The organism is Thalassospira lohafexi (assembly GCF_002844275.1).
GTDB classification, from domain to species: domain Bacteria; phylum Pseudomonadota; class Alphaproteobacteria; order Rhodospirillales; family Thalassospiraceae; genus Thalassospira; species Thalassospira lohafexi.
The window spans coordinates 1-19239 of the sequence record NZ_NXGX01000007.1; the positions used below are offsets into that span (position 1 = coordinate 1).

The following is a 19239-nucleotide window of genomic DNA, read 5'->3' on the forward strand; positions in this document are numbered from 1 at the left end:
AACACAATCACGATATCCATTCTCTTCAAAAGCTGTGTTTAGATGGCTCGGTGGCATTAGCGGCCGGGAACCACCTGATCCCATCCCGAACTCAGAAGTGAAACCAGCCTGCGCCGATGGTACTTTGTCTTAAGGCACGGGAGAGTAGGTCACTGCCGGGCCTTCTAAACACAGCATATATATTCCCTACATCACACCCAAACATCAAACGCCGCCTCTTCATTGACGCGGCGTTGTCTGTTTAAACAACAGAAAACACCCACTGACGCGGGGTGGAGCAGCCCGGTAGCTCGTCAGGCTCATAACCTGAAGGTCAGAGGTTCAAATCCTCTCCCCGCAACCAAATAAGAAAGGCTCGCCCTCGTGGCGGGCCTTTTTTATTTGATCACGTGAAGCGCCTTTGAACCTCTGATGTTCCTGCGTTATGGGCTTGTGCTCATAACTTGATGGTTTCGAAGGAACCGTGCACCCAGTGGGTGCGCGTAAGTCCTGAGAAAGGACGTCAAGAAAACGCTCCAGTGGAGCGTTTTTAAGCCGAAGGTCGAGCACGGCGGAGCCGCGCGCAGACTGCGGCGTTCTACATCTTTCAACTTATCCGCCTGAGCAATCCTAACTCAGCATTCGGGTATGTTAACCGCAATACCGCCTGTCGATGTTTCTTTGTATTTCAGGTTCATGTCCCGTCCGGTTTCCAACATGACCTTTACGCAGTTATCGAGCGGCATGAAATGTGTGCCATCACCGCGCAGTGCCAAGCTGGCGGCGGATACGGCCTTGATCGCCCCCAGTGCATTTCGTTCGATACAGGGTACTTGTACCAGTCCGCCCGCAGGATCGCAGGTCAGGCCAAGATGGTGTTCAAGTGCGATTTCGGCGGCATTTTCCACTTGTTCGTTGCTGCCGCCCAATGCCGCGCAAAGTCCGGCAGCAGCCATGGCCGAGGCAGAGCCGACTTCGCCCTGACAGCCCACTTCGGCGCCGGAAATAGATGCATTGTGCTTGATAATACCGCCAATGGCAGCGGCAACCAGAAGCATATCGCGTGCGCCTTCTTCATGGGCACCATAGCAATGGTCGCGATAGTAACGAAGAACGGCAGGGACAACACCAGCAGCGCCATTGGTGGGCGATGTAACCACCCGACCGCCAGCTGCATTTTCCTCGTTTACCGCCATGGCATAGACACTGAGCCAGTCATTGGACACGTGTGGTTGCGCCATATTGTTCCCGCGTTCATCACACAGCGCTGCATGGATTGCTTTCGCACGCCGGTTGACCTTGAGTCCGCCGGGCAGAACACCATCAAGATGCAGACCACGATTGATACAATCATTCATCGCCTGCCAGATGGTGTTGAGTTTTTCATCAAGGGCATTGCCATGAATAACGCGCTCATTGGCACGTTTCATTTCGGCAATGGTTTTTCTTGAGGCTTGTCCCATGGCCAGCATCTCTTTGGCCGAACCAAACGGGTAGGGGAAATCATGCGACTGTTTTTTCGCATTTAGCGACTGCGCAGCCCCTTCGCGTTCGGCCAGAAGCTCCGCCTCACTCATGACAAATCCGCCCCCGACTGAATAATAGGTTTCGCGATGGCAAAGCTGGTCGTCGTCGTCAAACGCGCTGAAGGTCAACGCATTGGCATGTAGTTCAAGCGGCGGGCCATAGTCAAAAATGAGGTCTTTGGTTGGGTCAAACCTGAGGAGCCCAATGCCTGAGGGTGAGATGGTTTTTGTCTCATGGACCTCGGCTTCGAGCTTTGCAGCCTGATCGGGATCGAGTGTATCGGGCAAAAGGCCAATCAGCCCAAGTACGACAGCACGATCCGTTGCGTGACCTTTGCCGGTAAAGGCCAATGATCCGTGCAGGGAGACAGATACAGATGCCAGCCGGTTCGTTCCGGAGCCACATAATGCAGGGTCTCTTAGATCGTCAAGAAACCGGGAAGCTGCCGTCATCGGCCCCATCGTATGAGACGATGACGGGCCGATGCCGATCTTGAAAATGTCAAAAACTGACAAAAACACCTGAATTACTGACCGTAAATCGGATGGGCAGCACACAATTCGTGGACTTCAGCCAAAACCGCGGCTTCGACGGTGGCGTCACCTTCGGGATTGTCTGAAAGGGCTTCGATCACTTTGAGGACCAGTTCGCCAACTTTGCGGAATTCGGCTTCGCCAAAGCCACGCGTGGTACCGGCCGACGTGCCAAGGCGAATGCCCGATGTTACAAACGGTTTTTCCGGATCAAACGGGATGGCGTTCTTGTTACAAGTCAGGCCCGCACGTTCGAGAGCGGCTTCGGCCACTTTGCCGGTCACCCCTTTGGGGCGCAGATCGACCAACACCATGTGGCAGTCCGTTCCGCCCGAGACAATGCCAAGGCCGCCTTCAATCAGAACATTAGACAGAGCACGAGCGTTTGCAATCACCTGTGCGGCATAGTCTTTGAAGACTGGCTGCAGGGCTTCGCCGAATGCAACCGCCTTGGCGGCAATCACATGCATGAGCGGACCACCCTGGTTACCCGGGAAGACAGCTGAGTTGAACTTCTTTGCAAGGGCTTCGTCATTGGTGAGAATAATGCCACCGCGCGGGCCACGAAGGGTTTTATGGGTGGTTGAGGTCGTAACATGTGCATGGGGCACGGGATTGGGATAATGCCCGGCACAGATCAGACCAGCATAATGGGCCATATCGACCATAAGATAGGCGCCAACCTCATCGGCAATTTCGCGGAAAGCTTTGAAATCGATTTCGCGCGGATAGGCCGATGCCCCTGCGATGATGAGTTTTGGTTTGGTTTCAAGTGCCACCCGACGCACATCTTCCATATCGATCAGATGGGTGTCTTCGCGCACTTCATAAGAAACAACATCAAACCACTTGCCAGACATCGTGACGTGCGAGCCATGGGTAAGGTGGCCACCATGTGCGAGTGACATGCCCATGATCCGATCGCCGGGTTCCAGCAAGGCAAGGAAAACAGCCTGATTAGCCTGCGCGCCGGAATGGGGCTGCACATTGGCAAATTCGGCACCGAACAGCTGTTTGATCCGATCAATGGCGATACGTTCAACCTCATCGACATGCTCACATCCGCCATAGTAACGGCGGCCCGGGTAGCCTTCGGCATATTTGTTGGTCAGAACCGATCCTTGGGCGGCAAGAACGTCTTTGGAGACGATATTCTCCGATGCAATCAATTCGATCTGATTTTGCTGACGCGAGAGTTCATGATTGATGGCGTCGGCAATGACGGTATCGGCAATGGTCGAAAGAACGTTTTGATCAGTCATGGATCTGTCCCATTTCAAGGTTCGGCGATGAAGGACGATGCCCGCAACGGCGCTTATTCTGCGGCGAGTTCGGTGCAGCCCGTTTCAAGAAGCGAAATGACATGCGGTGCAAATGATCGCCAAAGGTCAAGGCGATATTCGTCGGCACCATCGCGCCAAAGTACGGCTGAGACGCCATCAAAAATCGTACGGCGTGCTTCCCCGACCGGCAGAAGGTCAAGATCGCGCGGGCAGCCGATTGTCATCAGATCGGTGGCTTTTACCCCGGTGATCTGAACGGCGATTTCACGGTCTGAAACTTCTGTCAGGCTGTGTGGTGCTTTGGCGTAGATTGCTTCACAGGCATCGGTGATTTTTACCGCCTGATCTTCAGGCGCCAGAATGCTCCATTCGTCAGGACCAAGGCACAGCACTTCGAGTTTGTTTTTACGTGCGCACTGGCCGATTTTAGTCGGAAGGGCAAGGCCCAGCGCCTTTGAAAGAGCGGCCTGTTCGCTGGTACCCGCACGCAATGAAAAGCGTGCGACGAGTGGCAGAAGTTCAACGCTGACAGCGGAACTTTTGGCCAGTGTCCGGGCCATATTTAGATCGACATGTGCAGTCATTGCAGTCTTCTCCGTTCATATGACGGTATTCAATGTGACAAGGTTACAGCTTCAGACGGGCACCTTCGGGGTCATAAAATGTCGTACCCGTGATCGTTGCCTTGATCGTTCGGTCCGGCATCGGGATATAGACCGTATCGCCGGTTTTCCCGTGGCCGCCTTCAACCAGGGCAAGTGCGATTGGACGGCCCGCTGCATCGCTGTGATAGGACGATGTCACGTGACCCACCATTTTCATCGGGATGGGCTGGTTCGGATCAAGTACGATCTGCGCCCCTTCTTCGAGTTTGGATGTGCCGTCCTCGGTCAGAAGGCCAACCAGTTGTTTGCGTCCTTCGGCGGTCAGGTCCGGACGGTTGAGCGCACGCATACCGACAAAATCAGGTTTGTTTTTGCCAATCGCCCAGCCGGCACCCGCATCATAGGGCGTTACCGTGCCGTCGGTATCCTGACCGACAATGATGAAGCCCTTTTCCGCACGCAGAACATGCATGGTTTCTGTGCCATAGGTGCAGATGTCATATTTCTGGCCCGCATCAAACAGCTTTTCCCACAGTGCACGGCCATGACGGGCCGGGACGTTGATTTCAAAGCCAAGTTCGCCGGTAAAGCTGACGCGGAACAGGCGGGCCGGGAAACCGGCAAAGGTGCATTCGGCAATCGACATGTGCGGGAATGCGGCGTCAGAGATATCAAGTCCTTCGACAAAGGGTTCAATCAGGTTGCGCGCATTCGGGCCATTAAGTGCAATGGTCGACCATTGTTCGGTGGTCGAGGTCAGCCAGACTTTAAGGTCTGGCCATTCTGTCTGGAGGTAATCCTCCATCATATTGAGAACACGCGCCGCACCACCGGTGGTCGTGGTGATGTGGAAACGGTCATCGCTGAGCCGTCCAATCACACCGTCATCGCGGATAAAGCCATCATCGCCCAGCAACAGACCATAGCGGGTCCGACCCGGTGCCAGTTTGGTCCATGGATTGGTGTACATGCGGTTCATGAATTCAACCGCATCGGGGCCAACAACCTCGATCTTGCCAAGGGTGGATGCGTCAAACATACCAAGGGATTTGCGCGTTTCGCGGCATTCACGACGTACAGCGGCGTCCATGTCTTCGCCGTCTTTGGGGAAGTACCACGCACGACGCCACAGGCTGACGGGTTCAAACACCGCACCGTTTTCTTCGGCCCAGCTATCAATTGGAGTTTTGCGGGTTACTTCGAAATGCTCACCCTTGTGATAGCCGGCAAAGGCGCCAAAACTGGTTGGGGTGTAAGGTGGCCGGAAGGTGGTCAGACCGACTTCGGGCTGCTTTTTGCCAAGGGCATCGGCGGCAATGTTCAGGCCGTTGATGTTTGACATCTTGCCCTGATCGGTAGCCATGCCGTTGGTGGTGTAGCGTTTGACATGTTCAATTGAACGCATGCCTTCGCGGACTGCAAGGCGCAGATCCTTGGCGGTCACATCGTTTTGATAATCGACAAAAGCACGTGCCTTGCCCGGATCAAGATCGGTTGGCAATTCGGTGTGGCTTTCGCCTGTGCCGGGACGGTCATCTGTGACGGTCACTGTTTGGGCCGTTGCCGATTTTCCAAGCGCCGTGGCCGCAGCGGCGCCCATGACAGCACCATCATTAAGCGCGGACGCAATGCCCCAAAGGCCGCGACCGGCACCTGCAATCTGGCATTCCTCGGTGATGCGGTCCGGCAGGAAGGTCTGACTTTCGTCATCCCATTTCAGGGACCCCTTGGTGTGGGAAAACAGATGGAGTGTCGGCGTCCAGCCACCGCAGATCAGCAGGCTGTCGCAACTGATGTTCCGAGCAGTAAGAACCTTGCCATTTTCAACCTTGTTCACACGGACCGACTTGATCCGCAGTCGTCCAGATGTTCCGGTCGCAGTATGTCCGGGAAGGACCGTGATACCGCGTGCGGCGGCTTCTTTGATCAGGTCTGCGTTCGGTGTCGGGCGGGTATCAACGATGGCTTCGATCTGTGTGCCTGCCGATGCAAGATCAAAGGCCGCATACCATGCACTGTCGTGACTGGTGACAATCACGGCCTTATTGCCAACGCGCACGCCATACCGGTTCAGATAGGTCTGTGCGGATCCGGCCAGCATGACGCCCGGCCGGTCATTCCCATCAAACACCAGCGGTTTTTCAAGCGCACCTTGGGCCAGAATGACCTGCTTGGCCCGCACACGCCACATGCGTTCACGCGGCGCACCCTCGGCAGGTTTTTCTTGATGATCGGCCAGCTTTTGACACAGGGCGATCATGTTTTGATGGTAATAGCCAATTGCGGTCGTGCGGGTCATGATCCGAACGCCAAGGTCGGTCAGCGCATCAAGTTCCGCGCTGAGCCAATCCCATGCGGGTTTTCCATCAATTTGTGCCTGCGGTTCGCTTAGAAGCGTGCCACCCGGTTCGGAGTTTTCATCAACAAGTGTGACGCGCAATCCAGCCGTTGCTGCCGCACGTGCAGATGCAAGACCCGCCGGACCTGCCCCAATGATCAGGACATCGGTATGCAGATAGCGTGATGCATAATTGTCCGGGTCGGGTTCGCTGGGCGACACGCCAAGACCAGCTGCCGCACGAATGAAAGGTTCGTAATATTTGTCCCAGAAGGAACGCGGCCACATAAAGGTTTTGTAATAGAACCCGGCTGAAAACAGCATATAGGCACGGTCATTGATCGCACCGACATCGAACTTCAGGCTTGGGTATTTGTTCTGGCTGTTGGTTTCAAGCCCGTTCCAGATTTCCTGCACGGTAGCACGCGTGTTCGGCTCGAACCGACCCTTGCCACGGCGGGTGCCGATCAGGGCATTTGGTTCTTCTGAACCTGCTGCCATCGGGCCACGTGGACGGTGATATTTAAACGAACGCCCCATCAGCTGAACGCCATTGGCAATCAGGGCGGAGGCGACGGTATCGCCTTCGAGGCCCTGATAGGTCATGCCATCAAAAGTAAAAGAAACCGGTCGGTTGTGAAGGACCCGGCCACGGCCCGGAACGCGGAAGGTGGTCATTTCGAAGGCTCCTTCATTGACGCATCTGCAAGCAGGACGGCAAGGTCCGGTCGTGGGGCGTCGGCTTTGTAGGTCGTCAGAAAACGATCCGAGACGGTATCGCGCACAGCGTTAAAGAACCGGCCACAGCCATGGGCATGACGCCAGCGTTCAAAATGCGGGCCCTTGACGTTGGTGCGAATGAACAGAAAATCGCGCCATTCATCATCGGTTTTATCCGCCGGGTTTTCCGGGCGGGCGATATGGGCCTCACCGCCATAGGTAAATTCCAGTTCCGGCAGTGTTTCATCGCAATAAGGGCAATGTACGAGAAGCATGTTCGTTCTCCTCAGTGTGCGACGGCGGCAGCAGCCGCCTCGTCAATCAGACGGCCAGTCCGGAACCGGTCCAGCGTGAAGGGGGCATTGATGTCGTGCGGGGTGCCTTTGGCAATCGTCCATGCAAGAGTATGGGCCGCACCCGGTGTGGCCTTAAAGCCACCCGTGCCCCAGCCGCAGTTGACATACAATCCGGGCACTGGCGTTGTGCCAAGGATCGGGGAACGATCAGGCGTTACATCAACAATGCCGCCCCATTTGCGCAGCATCCGCATACGATTAAAGATCGGGAAAATCTCGCAGATTGCCGCAACCGTATGCTCAATCAACGGCAGGCCACCACGTTGCGAATAACTGGTGTATTGGTCTGTGCCAGACCCAATCACAAGCTCGCCCTTGTCAGACTGGCTGATATAGGCATGCACGGTGTTGGACATGACAACACATGGGAAAATCGGTTTGATCGGCTCGGACACCAGTGCCTGAAGCGGATAGCTTTCAAGCGGCATACGAACACCGGCAGAATCCATCACAACGCTGGTGTGACCGGCTGCTGATACCGCGACTTTTTTCGCGCGGATAAAGCCCTTGGCGGTTTCAACGCCCTCAACCGAACCGTCGGTGCCACGGCGGATCGCGGTGACCGGGCAGTTTTGAATGATATCAACACCACGTTGGGATGCACTTCGGGCATAGCCCCAGGCAACCGCATCATGACGTGCGGTTCCGGCCCGCATCTGAAGCGCACCGCCCATGACGGGGTAGCGTGCATTCGGCGAAATGTTCAGCGGAGGACAGAATTCTTTGGCTTCGTGTGGTGTCAGCCAGCGGTTATCAACACCGTTAAGGCGGTTCGAATGAATGTGACGCTGGAACGATTGCACATCATGGACATTGTGCGCCAGCATCAAAACACCACGGCGCGAGAACATGACGTTATAGTTCAAGTCCTGACTAAGCCCTTCCCACAGATCAACTGCGTGGTCATAAAGCTTTGCACTTTCATCGTAGAGATAGTTCGACCGGATGATCGTGGTGTTGCGCCCTGTGTTGCCGCCCCCAAGCCAACCCTTGTCGATCACCGCAACATTGGTGATACCATGTTCTTTGGCCAGATAGTGCGCGGCACCAAGTCCATGGCCGCCCGCACCAACGATGACGACGTCATATTCTGACTTGGGTTGACTGTCGGGCCATTGCGCCTGCCAGTTCTTTTGTCCTGTCAGGGCATTCTTTAGCAGCGACAAAGCAGAAAAATGCGTCATGGTGAGGCGGCTCCACTGGGTGTCATCAATTTTACCAATTAGAAGCTATTTTTCGAAATCGTGATTGGATATTTGCGTCATATCCGTTGTAAGTATTTGCCATCTTTCGCGGAGAAAACAAATGACGCAGCCGAAAGCGCCGAAACTCAGGGTCGGATTTATCTTGGCCCCCCATTTCACCATTTCGGCCTTTGCCAGTTTTCTGGATGTCTTGCGTCTGGCGGCTGACGACGGAGATCAGTCGCGTCAAATTAATTGCGAATGGCATATTCTATCGCATAACGGCCAACCGGTACGATCAAGTTCTGCGGTTGAAGTGCGCCCTGATGCACCTTTGGCCCGTCCGCAGGATTATGACTACATCGTTGTTGTCGGCGGGTTGCTGAAAGAACAGGTCAGAATCGGTCCGGAATATATCCGCTTTCTTAGAGATGCAGCCAATCGGGGCGTGCCGCTTGTCGCGCTGTGCACGGCTGTTTTCCTGATGCATGAGGCCGGGCTGCTTGATGGCTATAAATGCTGTGTCAGCTGGTTCCATCATGACGATTTTCTTGAAACGTTTGAAGGCATGGTACCGATTTCCGACCAGATATTTGTCGTTGATCGGGATCGACTGACCTGTTCGGGGGGGACCAGTTCAGCCCATCTTGCGGCATTTTTGGTTGAACGCCATGTCGGGCGTGCTGCGGCCCAAAAAAGCCTGCACATCATGATCATTGATGAACTTCAGGTTGCCGAAAAACCACAGCCGGGTTTGCCGCTTGAACTATCGACCCGTGACCCGTTGGTCAGTCGGGCGTTATTGCGCATTCAACAACGCCTTGATGCACCAGAACCCGCCGAAAATCTTGCGAAGGCACTCGGTGTCAGTAAACGCAAACTCGAACGCCATTTTCAAAAGGCCCTTAATATTACGCCGTCCATCGCCGCCATGCGCATTCGCATAGCACAGGCAAAAATGATGATTGAACGGACAGACAGAACAATTGTCGATATCGCCAATTCGACCGGGTTTTGTGACGCATCGCATTTCAGTCGCGTATTTTCAAAGCAAGAAGGGATGGCACCGGCGGCCTATCGGCAGGCGAGCAGGTTGGGCCCAGCCGACGTTTGATTTTCGTTCCTGAGGATCCCGTTAAGCCAGACCATCATAAGCCAAACTCATCAGCAGACAGAAATGCCATAAAAAAAGGCGCAGCCTTGAAAACGACTGCGCCTTTTTTGGGGATAGGTCTTACCGCTAGCTGCGCGGTTTGAGGTTTTCCGGATCGTAGAGCGGCGTGTAGCCAATTCCTACGACCTCGACCGGATAGATCTCGTCGAAGTAGGAGACGTTCAGTTTGCGACCTTCCTGACAATAGTCCCATGGCAAATAGGCAAGGGCGATGTTTTTGCCGATGCTGGGGCCAAAGGCGATGGAGGTCGTATAGGAACGACGACCAAGTTCATCGATCAGGGTTTCGCCGGTTTCGGGTTCCATGACCGGAAGGTTACCCACCGGATAACGTGCGACACCTTGTGCGTCGACATTGTCGGTCATGACAAGGGTACACAGCATTGCTGGTTGATGTTCGCGTTCACGATATTCGACGTGCTTTGCCTTGCCGCAGAAATCGGCTTCCTTGACCTTCGGGCGGGCAAGGGCTGCTTCGAGAAGATTGTACTGGGTGTGCAGATCGGCGTTTTGCAGACGGAGTGACTTTTCCAAGCGGCGCGAGTTGGCATAGGTTTCAACACCAACGGCCATCACACCGATCTCGCGCAACGCATCCCAGACGGCAAGGCCGTCTTCATAGCGCATATGCAGTTCCCACCCTTGCTCCCCAACATAGGAAATACGGAAGGCCGTGACGGTTTTGCCGGCAATCTGGATTTGACGGATTGCGGCGAACGGGAAGGCGTCGATGTTTAATTCATCGGGGTTTTTAACGACTTTCTGCAGGTTCTCGCGTGCGTTCGGTCCCCAGATGCCAATGGTTGTGAATTTCTCGGTGACATCGGTAATGGTGACATCAAGCCCCTTATCCATCGCAACGCGGCGCATGTGGATCAGGTCACGTGGACCGGCATCCGCACCGTTCACCAGACGGCAGCGGTCTTCCATACGAAACATGGTAAAGTCCGCACGCACGTTGCCGTCTTCATCAAGCATATGGGTATAGATACCCTTGCCGATATTGGCATCGCCGCCAACTTTGGCCGCGCAGAGCCATTCCATGAGTTCAACATGGTCGGGGCCTTCGATTTCGGTCATATGGAAATGCGACAGGTTAATGATGCCGCAATCGTCGCTCATGGCGAGCTGTTCGGCATTGGAAACGCGCCAGAAGTGGCGGGTATCCCACTCGTTTTCGCGCACCGGAACACGGTCGGCATATTTTTCAAGCAGATGTTCGTTCGACGCATAACCATGCGCACGTTCCCAACCGCCAAGCTCCATGAAGTATCCACCCAGTTCGACTTCGCGCTCATAGAACGGGGAGCGACGAATGCCACGTGCATTGGCAAATGGCTCACGCGGGTGAACCGGCGGGTTATAGATCTTTTTCGCCGTCTCATAGCAACGGTCGTAGATGTATTTTTCGTCGAGCTGGAATTCGTTGTAGCGGGCGAAATCAATTGCATGATGATCGACATGGGTGCGGCCATGGGTCATCCAGTCGGCAATGAGTTTGCCCATGCCCGGTCCGTCTTTGATCCAGATCCCAACAGCATACCACAATCCGCGCAGTTTCTGACTTTCGCCCATGGCGGGGCCACCGTCGGCCGATGATTGAAGCAGGCCGTTAAACGAATGGCTTTCGTTAAAGCCAAGCTCGGTCAGGATTGGGGTAAGCTCCATGGCGCGTTCAAGTGGTTCGATCACGTCTTCGAGTTCGAGATCGCGCTGTGACGGTGACAGGCGTGCCTGGTCCTTTTCAAGAATGTCGCGCGGATGCACAAGACGCGGGTTTTCTTCGTAGTAATATCCCCACTCGATCTGACCGCCTTCAGTGCTTTTGGGGTCGCCCGTATCGCGCATATAGGCCGAGTTGCCCTGATCACGCAGAAGCGGCATGCCGATTTCAACGCCGGTGTTTTCAAAGGCATTGTACGGACCAAAGAACGTCAACGGATGATCGACCGGCATCACCGGTAAATCTTCGCCAGCCATTTCCGCAATCAAACGGCCCCAAAGACCGGCACAGACAACAACATGATTGGCATGGATCGTGCCACGTTCGGTCTTAACACCGATGATGCGGCCATTTTCGGTGATCAGATCAAGGGCCGATGTGTTGGCAAACATTTGAAGTTTGCCGGTGGCAGCAGCCTGATCTATCAGTTTGCCGGCAACAGTTTGTGAGCGTGGTGTCACAAGACCAGCATCGGGGTCCCACAAAGCCCCCTGAATTTGATCTTCTTCAAGCAGCGGGAATTTTTCCTTGGCCTCGGCAGCACTGATGATTTTGACATTGGTGCCAAAAGCCTTGCTGGAATCAACGCGGCGTTTGAGTTCTGCCATGCGTTCGTCATCGCCAACACGCGCAACTTCGATGCCGCCGATGCGCGCGTAGTGGCCCATCTTTTCGTAGAAATCCATGGAATACATGGTAGTCCAACACGTCAACAGATCGTGGCTCGTCGCAAAGCAGAAGTCAGATGCATGCGCCGTGGAGCCAACGTCAGTTGGTATGCCGGACTTATCGATACCAACAATATCGTCCCACCCGTTCTCGATCAGGTGATGGGTAACCGAAGCCCCCACGATACCGCCGAGGCCGACGATGACGACGTTAGCCTTTTGTGGAAATGCGGCCATTTTTTTCATTCCTTGTTTTCGAGACGATTATCATTGGTCGGCATTGGACAATATGTCGGGACCGATTTGACCCGGTCGCGACACTCATTTGGCCTATAAGGTGAAGACCACAGTGCGATGATTGTTCAGCATCACGCGACCTTCAAGGTGATATTTTACAGCACGGGCGAGAACGCGGGCTTCAATGTCACGACCCGTGGCGACAAAATCATCAGCAGACATCGCGTGGTTTACCCGTTCTGTTTCCTGTTCAATGATCGGACCTTCATCGAGATCAGGGGTGACATAGTGTGCCGTGGCGCCAATCAGTTTAACCCCACGGTCATAGGCCTGATGATAGGGCTTTGCGCCCTTGAACGACGGCAGGAACGAGTGATGAATATTGATGATCATGCCATAAAACTGGCTTGAAAGCTCGTTGGTCAGAACCTGCATATAGCGGGCAAGGACGACCAGCTCGGAATTGGTTTGCTTGATCAGATCGGCCAGTTTGGCTTCCTGTTCAATCTTGTTGTCCTTGTTCACCGGCATGTAATGGAACGGAATACCTTCCTGTTCGGCAACTTTGCGGGCGTCTTCGTGGTTGGAGACAATTGCAGCAACTTCCGCATCAAGCCATCCCACCTTGATTTGATAGAGCAGGTGCAGCATGGCATGGTCGAATTTCGATACCATGATGATAATTTTCGGACGCCGCGAAACGACATCGACTTTCAGCTTCATGTTGAAGCGGTCAACCGACGGATTAAGTGTTAGAACAATTGAATCCTTGTCGATTTCTGCCGGTACACTGATCCCCACGCGAAGGAAGAACTGGTTCGTGTGTCGATCCCAGAACTGATTTGATTCGATGATATTTGCACCGCGCGACGCCAATGCAGACGTTACCGTTGCAACGATGCCCGGCTGGTCGTCACAGGCGATGCGCAGGATGTAAGAATTTTCGCTCACTGGATCAGTTCCGTTTCAATTGGGTTAAGGTGCGTCTCAGAGCTGACCTTCCAGCTCGGGCAGGACATCGAACAGATCTCCGACAATACCGTAATCTGCGACCTGAAAAATCGGCGCATCTTCGTCAGTGTTGATGGCGACGATGATTTTTGAGTCTTTCATGCCTGCCAGATGCTGGATCGCACCGGAAATACCACACGCGATATAAAGATCGGGGGCCACAACCTTGCCGGTCTGACCGACCTGCAAGTCGTTTGGAGCATACCCGGCATCAACAGCCGCGCGTGATGCACCAACCGCCGCACCAAGTTTATCAGCCAATGGGGTAATGACGGCCTTGAACTTTTCCTCGGAGCCAAGAGCACGTCCACCTGAAACAATGATCTTGGCAGATCCCAATTCCGGACGATCATTTTGCGACAGGATGTTTTCGATGAAGGATGATTTTCCGGCATCTGCCGCACCGACATCAATGCTTTTGATCGGGGCTGTAGTGCTGCCGTCTTCGGTGGCGCCAAAGCTGGATGTTCGGATGGTCATAACCTTTGTCGCATCGGTCGTTTGAACGACTTCAACAGCATTTCCCGCATAGATCGGACGTTTGAACGTATCAGGATCGACAACGTCCATAACCTCGGAAATCTGCATCACATCAAGTAGGGCTGCGACGCGCGGCAGAATGTTTTTGCCGTTTGCGGTTGCCGCAGCAACGATGGTGTCATAGTCCCCGCTTAGCGAGACAATGAGGCTTGCTGCGTTTTCTGCCAGTTGGTTTTCCAGTGCATCACTTTGGGCAACCAGTACAGTACGCACGCCTGAAAGCTTGGCACTTGCTTCGGCGACTGTGCTGACATCTTTGCCTGCAACCAGAATATCGATGTCACCACCGATCTTTGCCGCAGCACTCAGCGCCTTTGCGGTTTGCTCGGAGAGTGCGATGTTGTCATGCTCGGCAAAAAGAAGAATAGCCATAATTTCAATCTCCGCTTGGTTCAGATGACGCCAGCTTCGTTTTTAAGTTTTGCGGTCAATTCCGCAACGTTGGCGACCTTAACGCCAGCCTGACGGACAGCGGGTTCTTCAACCCGGATGACGCGCAGACGCGATGCGACAGAAACACCGAAGTCATCGGGTGTCTTCGTATCAAGCGGCTTTTTCTTGGCCTTCATGATGTTGGGAAGTGACGCGTAGCGCGGCTCGTTCAGACGCAAGTCCGCGGTTACAATCGCCGGGAGACTGATGTTAATGGCCTGAAGACCGCCATCGACCTCTCGGGTGACTTTTGCACTGTCGCTGCCAAGTTCAAGCTTGGAAGCAAAGGTTGCCTGCGACCAGTCCAGCAGTGCCGAAAGCATTTGACCGGTTTGATTGGCATCATCATCAATGGCCTGTTTGCCAAGGATGACAAGTTCGGGTTGCTCGTCTTTTACGACGCCAGCAAGAATTTTTGCGACGCTAAGCGGCTCAACCGGCCCATCGACGGTAATCAGGATGGCGCGGTCTGCGCCCATGGCAAGGGCGGTCCGCAGCGTTTCCTGCGCTTGTGCCGGGCCGATGGAAACGGCAACAACTTCGTCTGCCTGACCATTTTCCTTCAAACGAACTGCCTCTTCGACGGCAATCTCGTCAAACGGGTTCATCGACATTTTGACATTGGCAAGATCAACGCCGGAACCATCCGCCTTGACGCGGATTTTCACGTTGTAATCGACGACGCGCTTTACTGGTACGAGTACCTTCATCATTTTCCTCTCTATCGAAGTCCCCCGACAGAATGACCTGTCTTAGGACGACCAGCGCATCAGCCGCGGTCTGTTGTGCGTATCAAAGATTGGAAGCATTACGTGATGTAAGACTTCCGAAGGTAACATCGGTTTTGGATGTGTTTTCCCGGAAATAGGGTCAGATCAATACGTTGGAGATCGAATATCAGGGGCGCGAATGTTCTGTGTGCAAGTTTGCGCGAAAAAGAACATGGTCCTTTAGGTTGATATGCCGAGTCCTTAGAGTTTCTCTTGGTTCCCCAATCTGGTCGTCTAGATCGCAGTTGATAATCTGGCGACTTTTTGCGCCACAAAATAGAATGTTTGCGTCAAAGTGAGATTATCGCTACGACAAAAGCAGAAACCTTGTCTGTATCGGAGGAACCGGTGCTCACGAATACGAAATTTGGTAACCAAAACACACCGCGCCTGACTGTCGGATTTATTCTGGCGAACAGGTTCACGCTTTGCGCTTTTGCCAACTTTGTTGATGTACTGCGACTGGCTGCAGACGAGGGGGATCGAAGTCGACCGATCCTGTGCAACTGGACGGTTCTTTCTGAACGGATGGACCCGATAACGTCCAGCAGCGGTATCACGGTACAACCCAAAGAACGCCTTGGCGATCCCCGACGGTTTAATTACATCGTTGTCGTCGGCGGCCTCATGGCGGAAGAGCCAAATCTTAGTCCGGCCTATCAGAAGTTTTTGCATGAAGCCGCCGCCGCTGGTGTGCCGCTTGTTGGTGTTTGTACCGGCGCGTTTCTGCTGCATGAAGCAGGGCTGCTTGATGGGTATCGCTGTTGCATAAGCTGGTTCCATCACTCCGAAGTTGTTGATCAATTTGAAGGACTTGACCCGGTTACAGAGCAGATTTTTGTTGTCGATCGGGATCGCCTTACCTGTTCGGGTGGCGTGAGTTCTGCCCATCTGGCGGCTTATCTTGTTGATAAGCATGTCGGGCGTGCACAGGCCAACAAAAGCCTTCACATCATGATCATTGATGATGCGCTTCAGGCTGAAAAACCGCAGCCGGGCATTCCGCTTGATCTGAAGACACAAGACACGATTGTGCAGCGTGCGCTGCTCATCATGCAGCAGAACATCGACATGCCAATTTCCGTGCAGGAGATTGCGCGCAGGATGGGCAACAGCAAGCGTCAGGTCGAGCGACATTTTCGCATCAGCCTCGACACATCCCCGCAGGTTGCCTTTCTTAACATCCGCCTTGATCTGGCCCACCACCTGATCGAGAAGAGCCAGAAGTCTGTCGCCCAGATTGCCGTGGATTGCGGTTTTTGCGACTCGTCACACCTAAGCCGGATGTTCCGCCGCCGCTATGGCTGCACGCCGCAAGCATTGCGACGGCCCTCGACTTTGGAGCCGGAATTGGCAGTCAGCAACCTGCGGTCAGATGCTACGTTTGACGGATAATTGCAAAATTGGCCGCACTGATGGCGGCTTCTTTGTCCTGAACCGTGATGAACGGCGTATGGGCGCCGGGACTGGATTTTACAGCTCGACCTCAACATCGGAAAGCGGTGTGGAGCAACAGATCAGGATTTTTCCCTGATCGATTTCGCGCTGACGAATGCCGCCACCATGCTGCATATCGACCTCGCCAGAGTTCAGCTTTGATTTACACGTTCCGCAAATGCCACGCTGACACGATGACAATGGCAACAGTCCCGCTTCACGTGCGGCCGAAAGGATTGTCATGCCCGGACTGCATTCGACGACATGACCGGTTTTGCTGAAACTTACACGGAAGGTCTGGCCACTGATTTCCGGTGCGACAGAGCTGTGCTCTTCGAACGTACCTGCCGTTTCAGCCCCGAAGTCAAAGCTTTCCTCATAGTACTTTTCCATGTCGAACCCGGCTTCGCGCAACATGTCGCGCACACCATCCATGAAGCGGCCCGGTCCACAGCAGAAAATCTTCCGGTCCTTGAAGTCAGGTGACATCAATGACAGCATCTGCAAGCTCAGGCGCCCGCTAAAGCCCGTCCAGCTATGGCTGGCCGATGTGCTGTCGCAGGTTAGTGATACTTTTAGTCCCGGGTTCTGCGACGCCAGGAGTGAAAGTTCGTCGCGGAAAATCAGGTCGGATGGCGTACGTGCTGCATGGACGAAATGCAAATCTGTCGGTTCGGACAAATCACATGCCGTTCTAGTCATCGACATCATTGGCGTGATGCCGCTTCCTGCGGAAATGAACAGCAGTTTTTCGTCAGATGTCGCGTCGGTGGTAAATTCGCCCCCCGGGCCCGAGACATTTACTTCCTTGCCCGGCACCATGTAATCATGAAGCCAGTTTGAGCCGGGGCCACCGGGAACACGTTTGACCGTGATTTCGAGCCGGTATGGCCGTGCCGCCGATGCAGAGATCGTATAGCAGCGCGTTACCATGCCTTCGACCGGAAGTTCGAACGTCATGAATTGTCCCGGTGAATACCGAAAGTCGCGCGGTTCGCGTCCGGAAAAGACGAACGTTTTGACGTCATGGGTTTCCTGGCGCACCTGTCGACAGACAAGAACGTCGTCATGCTCAGGATCCCAAAGCGGAACGCGGGTTGCTTCGGTCAGCATTTCTTCGCTGGGCTTATCGCCACCTTGTCCCGTCGTGGTCGTTTTGTTCGCACTCATTCTGCGGCAATCCCGGCTTTTTGGGTGGTAGCAAAGTGGTCATCCAGACGCTTGATATACCAGTCACAGAACGCTTCTACATGTGGTTCTGTGAATGTGGAATAAGGACCCGGTTCGTAGGCCGGCTGTTGACTGCCAATCTGGGCAAGACGCACAAGTTCGGCATCCTGCACGTTGGTCATATTCCAGACATGCGTGAGGTTATCAAGATTGTAATCTTCGTTCTCATGGGCATTCTTGTGCACAAGCCATGTGGTCCGCACCAGCGTCTTATCAGGGCCGAGTGGCAAGACGGAGAATGTGACAATGTGGTCGCTCATGAAATGGTGCCACGAGTTCGGATGTGTCCAGAAACTCAGTCCGCCAAGTTTGGCGTCCGTGAACTGCCCAAGCAGCTTTTTCGATGCAACTTTGGTGTCAAGCGTATGAGATTCCCCGGCGCGCATCAGAGGCAGGCGCATCGTGCGGAAACCGGTAATGTTTGACAGATGATCTGATTCTGCTGATGGCAGGCCACATGCTTCCCAGCGCGTATGATCTGTATGAACTGCAGAAAGGTACTTGTTCACTTCCTCAGAACGACGCTGATCCATTTCATCGGGCGAGAAACCAAAGCCAAATGCTGACAACGGAACGGTGAGCTGCGGGTGATTGCCATCACAGTGATAGCATTCCCGATTGTTCTCCATCGTCAGTTTCCAGTTGCCTTCTTCGATCAGCTCCGATGTATGGGCGACCTTACAGTTGGCAATATCATGCGGTGCGAGGTAGGGCTCCATTACGCGGGCCATTTCCTCAATATCGGCAGGGGCATCTTTCGCAAGGCAGATAAAGATCAAACCCGCGATTGAGCGCACATGCACAGTCTTGAGACCGTGGCAGCTTTTGTCAAAGCCAGCCCCCATATGTTCGGCAAGGATCAAATCGCCATCTTCGTTGTACGTCCAACCGTGATAGCGACAGACAATGTTACCAATTGTTGTGGCACGTTCGTCAATCAGCTTGGCCCCGCGGTGGCGACACACATTGTGAAAGGCGCGTATTTCCATATCGTCGCCGCGCAGCAGCAAAACCGATGTCTTATCGACCTCAACCGTCACGCAATCGCCTGGCTCGGGGAGCTCCGGCTCGACAGCGACAAAAATCCAGTGCTTGCTGAAAATCTCTTTGATATCGAGATCAAGAATTTCAGGCGAACTATAGAAAGGCGCTTCGAGGCTTTTGCCTTTTTGGCGACGGGACACAAGTTTTTGAATATCAGATAATGAATGCATGATCGAAACCTCGGCTTCTGTGTGGTGCCCGGATAGAAAACCTGTGCAGGGCGCATGTCTGCAGCAGGGAATTAGCGTCTCACGTCACAAGGCATCGTCGTATCTTTTGTCCGTCCTGATCTTTGATCAGAAGGGCATGGACGCGTGATCGCCTGTTTGGCCGAGGTGATTTGCAAACAGATAACGTGATCGCTGACCTTAATACAGGCTCTGATTGATCATGCCCCTCGCGATCGAAGATGCGGGGATATGTGGTGTTCAGGCGGGATCCTGAACAC

At 54.0% G+C, this 19239-nt stretch carries 14 protein-coding genes, 1 tRNA gene and 1 rRNA gene; 4 read left to right on the forward strand and 12 right to left on the reverse strand.

Annotated features, from left to right (window positions below):
- Nucleotides 1–46 precede the first annotated feature (46 nt).
- Nucleotides 47–161, forward strand: a 5S ribosomal RNA gene (gene rrf / locus COO92_RS16810).
- Nucleotides 162–266: 105 nt separating this feature from the next.
- Nucleotides 267–343, forward strand: a tRNA-Met gene (locus COO92_RS16815).
- A gap of 271 nt (nucleotides 344–614) precedes the next feature.
- Here the strand turns inward: COO92_RS16815 and COO92_RS16820 are convergent.
- Genes COO92_RS16820 through COO92_RS16845 form a run of 6 tightly spaced genes read right to left on the reverse strand, consistent with a single transcriptional unit; the run spans nucleotide 615 to nucleotide 8525 of the window.
- A complete protein-coding gene (locus COO92_RS16820) occupies nucleotides 615–2063 on the reverse strand; it encodes an L-serine ammonia-lyase (RefSeq protein WP_420823347.1) in 1449 nt (482 codons plus the stop codon).
- Complete coding sequence (gene glyA / locus COO92_RS16825) at nucleotides 2033–3301, reverse strand: serine hydroxymethyltransferase (RefSeq protein WP_101304036.1); 1269 nt, start codon at nucleotides 3299–3301, stop codon at nucleotides 2033–2035. Before glyA ends, COO92_RS16820 begins: the two co-directional genes overlap by 31 nt.
- A gap of 53 nt (nucleotides 3302–3354) precedes the next feature.
- On the reverse strand, nucleotides 3355–3906 hold the full coding sequence (locus COO92_RS16830; protein ID WP_101304038.1) for a sarcosine oxidase subunit gamma: 552 nt from the start codon (nucleotides 3904–3906) through the stop codon (nucleotides 3355–3357).
- A gap of 43 nt (nucleotides 3907–3949) precedes the next feature.
- Nucleotides 3950–6943, reverse strand: coding sequence for a sarcosine oxidase subunit alpha (locus COO92_RS16835; protein ID WP_101304040.1), 2994 nt, complete (start codon nucleotides 6941–6943; stop codon nucleotides 3950–3952).
- Nucleotides 6940–7260: a sarcosine oxidase subunit delta gene (locus COO92_RS16840; RefSeq protein WP_022733386.1), complete on the reverse strand. Its 321-nt coding sequence runs from the start codon at nucleotides 7258–7260 to the stop codon at nucleotides 6940–6942. Before COO92_RS16840 ends, COO92_RS16835 begins: the two co-directional genes overlap by 4 nt.
- 11 nt (nucleotides 7261–7271) lie before the next feature.
- Nucleotides 7272–8525 (reverse strand): sarcosine oxidase subunit beta family protein, encoded by a 1254-nt coding sequence (locus COO92_RS16845; RefSeq protein ID WP_101304042.1) that lies wholly within the window; start codon nucleotides 8523–8525, stop codon nucleotides 7272–7274.
- Nucleotides 8526–8646: 121 nt separating this feature from the next.
- Here COO92_RS16845 and COO92_RS16850 point away from each other — a divergent pair, with 121 nt between their 5' ends.
- Complete coding sequence (locus COO92_RS16850; RefSeq protein WP_101304044.1) at nucleotides 8647–9639, forward strand: GlxA family transcriptional regulator; 993 nt, start codon at nucleotides 8647–8649, stop codon at nucleotides 9637–9639.
- A 126-nt stretch (nucleotides 9640–9765) separates the two neighbouring features.
- On the opposite strand, the gene COO92_RS16855 is transcribed toward COO92_RS16850, so the two are convergent.
- From COO92_RS16855 to COO92_RS16870, 4 genes are all read right to left on the reverse strand, one after another.
- A complete protein-coding gene (locus COO92_RS16855; RefSeq protein ID WP_101304046.1) occupies nucleotides 9766–12327 on the reverse strand; it encodes a GcvT family protein in 2562 nt (853 codons plus the stop codon).
- A gap of 93 nt (nucleotides 12328–12420) precedes the next feature.
- Nucleotides 12421–13278 (reverse strand): formyltetrahydrofolate deformylase, encoded by an 858-nt coding sequence (gene purU, locus COO92_RS16860; RefSeq protein ID WP_101304047.1) that lies wholly within the window; start codon nucleotides 13276–13278, stop codon nucleotides 12421–12423.
- A gap of 36 nt (nucleotides 13279–13314) precedes the next feature.
- The gene (locus tag COO92_RS16865; protein ID WP_101304049.1) at nucleotides 13315–14250 is read right to left on the reverse strand and encodes an electron transfer flavoprotein subunit alpha/FixB family protein; all 936 of its coding nucleotides are present in this window, start codon (nucleotides 14248–14250) and stop codon (nucleotides 13315–13317) included.
- A 20-nt stretch (nucleotides 14251–14270) separates the two neighbouring features.
- Nucleotides 14271–15020, reverse strand: a complete 750-nt coding sequence (locus COO92_RS16870) for an electron transfer flavoprotein subunit beta/FixA family protein (protein ID WP_101304051.1) — start codon at nucleotides 15018–15020, stop codon at nucleotides 14271–14273.
- A gap of 408 nt (nucleotides 15021–15428) precedes the next feature.
- Between COO92_RS16870 and COO92_RS16875 the strand changes: the two genes are divergently transcribed.
- On the forward strand, nucleotides 15429–16475 hold the full coding sequence (locus COO92_RS16875) for a GlxA family transcriptional regulator (RefSeq protein ID WP_101304053.1): 1047 nt from the start codon (nucleotides 15429–15431) through the stop codon (nucleotides 16473–16475).
- A gap of 78 nt (nucleotides 16476–16553) precedes the next feature.
- Here the strand turns inward: COO92_RS16875 and COO92_RS16880 are convergent, their stop codons facing one another.
- Nucleotides 16554–17687: an FAD-binding oxidoreductase gene (locus tag COO92_RS16880; protein ID WP_101304055.1), complete on the reverse strand. Its 1134-nt coding sequence runs from the start codon at nucleotides 17685–17687 to the stop codon at nucleotides 16554–16556.
- A complete protein-coding gene (locus tag COO92_RS16885) occupies nucleotides 17684–18961 on the reverse strand; it encodes an aromatic ring-hydroxylating oxygenase subunit alpha (RefSeq protein ID WP_101304057.1) in 1278 nt (425 codons plus the stop codon). Before COO92_RS16885 ends, COO92_RS16880 begins: the two co-directional genes overlap by 4 nt.
- Nucleotides 18962–19239: the final 278 nt, after the last annotated feature.

Bases quoted from the DNA above. Each gene is read 5' to 3' on its own strand.
- COO92_RS16865 (WP_101304049.1), bottom strand. From the start codon at position 14,250: ATGGCTATTCTTCTTTTTGCCGAGCATGACAACATCGCACTCTCCGAG.
- glyA (WP_101304036.1), bottom strand. From the start codon at position 3,301: ATGACTGATCAAAACGTTCTTTCGACCATTGCCGATACCGTCATTGCC.
- COO92_RS16850 (WP_101304044.1), top strand. From the start codon at position 8,647: ATGACGCAGCCGAAAGCGCCGAAACTCAGGGTCGGATTTATCTTGGCC.
- COO92_RS16855 (WP_101304046.1), bottom strand. From the start codon at position 12,327: ATGGCCGCATTTCCACAAAAGGCTAACGTCGTCATCGTCGGCCTCGGC.
- COO92_RS16885 (WP_101304057.1), bottom strand. From the start codon at position 18,961: ATGCATTCATTATCTGATATTCAAAAACTTGTGTCCCGTCGCCAAAAA.
- COO92_RS16870 (WP_101304051.1), bottom strand. From the start codon at position 15,020: ATGAAGGTACTCGTACCAGTAAAGCGCGTCGTCGATTACAACGTGAAA.
- COO92_RS16880 (WP_101304055.1), bottom strand. From the start codon at position 17,687: ATGAGTGCGAACAAAACGACCACGACGGGACAAGGTGGCGATAAGCCC.
- COO92_RS16840 (WP_022733386.1), bottom strand. From the start codon at position 7,260: ATGCTTCTCGTACATTGCCCTTATTGCGATGAAACACTGCCGGAACTG.
- COO92_RS16845 (WP_101304042.1), bottom strand. From the start codon at position 8,525: ATGACGCATTTTTCTGCTTTGTCGCTGCTAAAGAATGCCCTGACAGGA.
- COO92_RS16830 (WP_101304038.1), bottom strand. From the start codon at position 3,906: ATGACTGCACATGTCGATCTAAATATGGCCCGGACACTGGCCAAAAGT.
- COO92_RS16835 (WP_101304040.1), bottom strand. From the start codon at position 6,943: ATGACCACCTTCCGCGTTCCGGGCCGTGGCCGGGTCCTTCACAACCGA.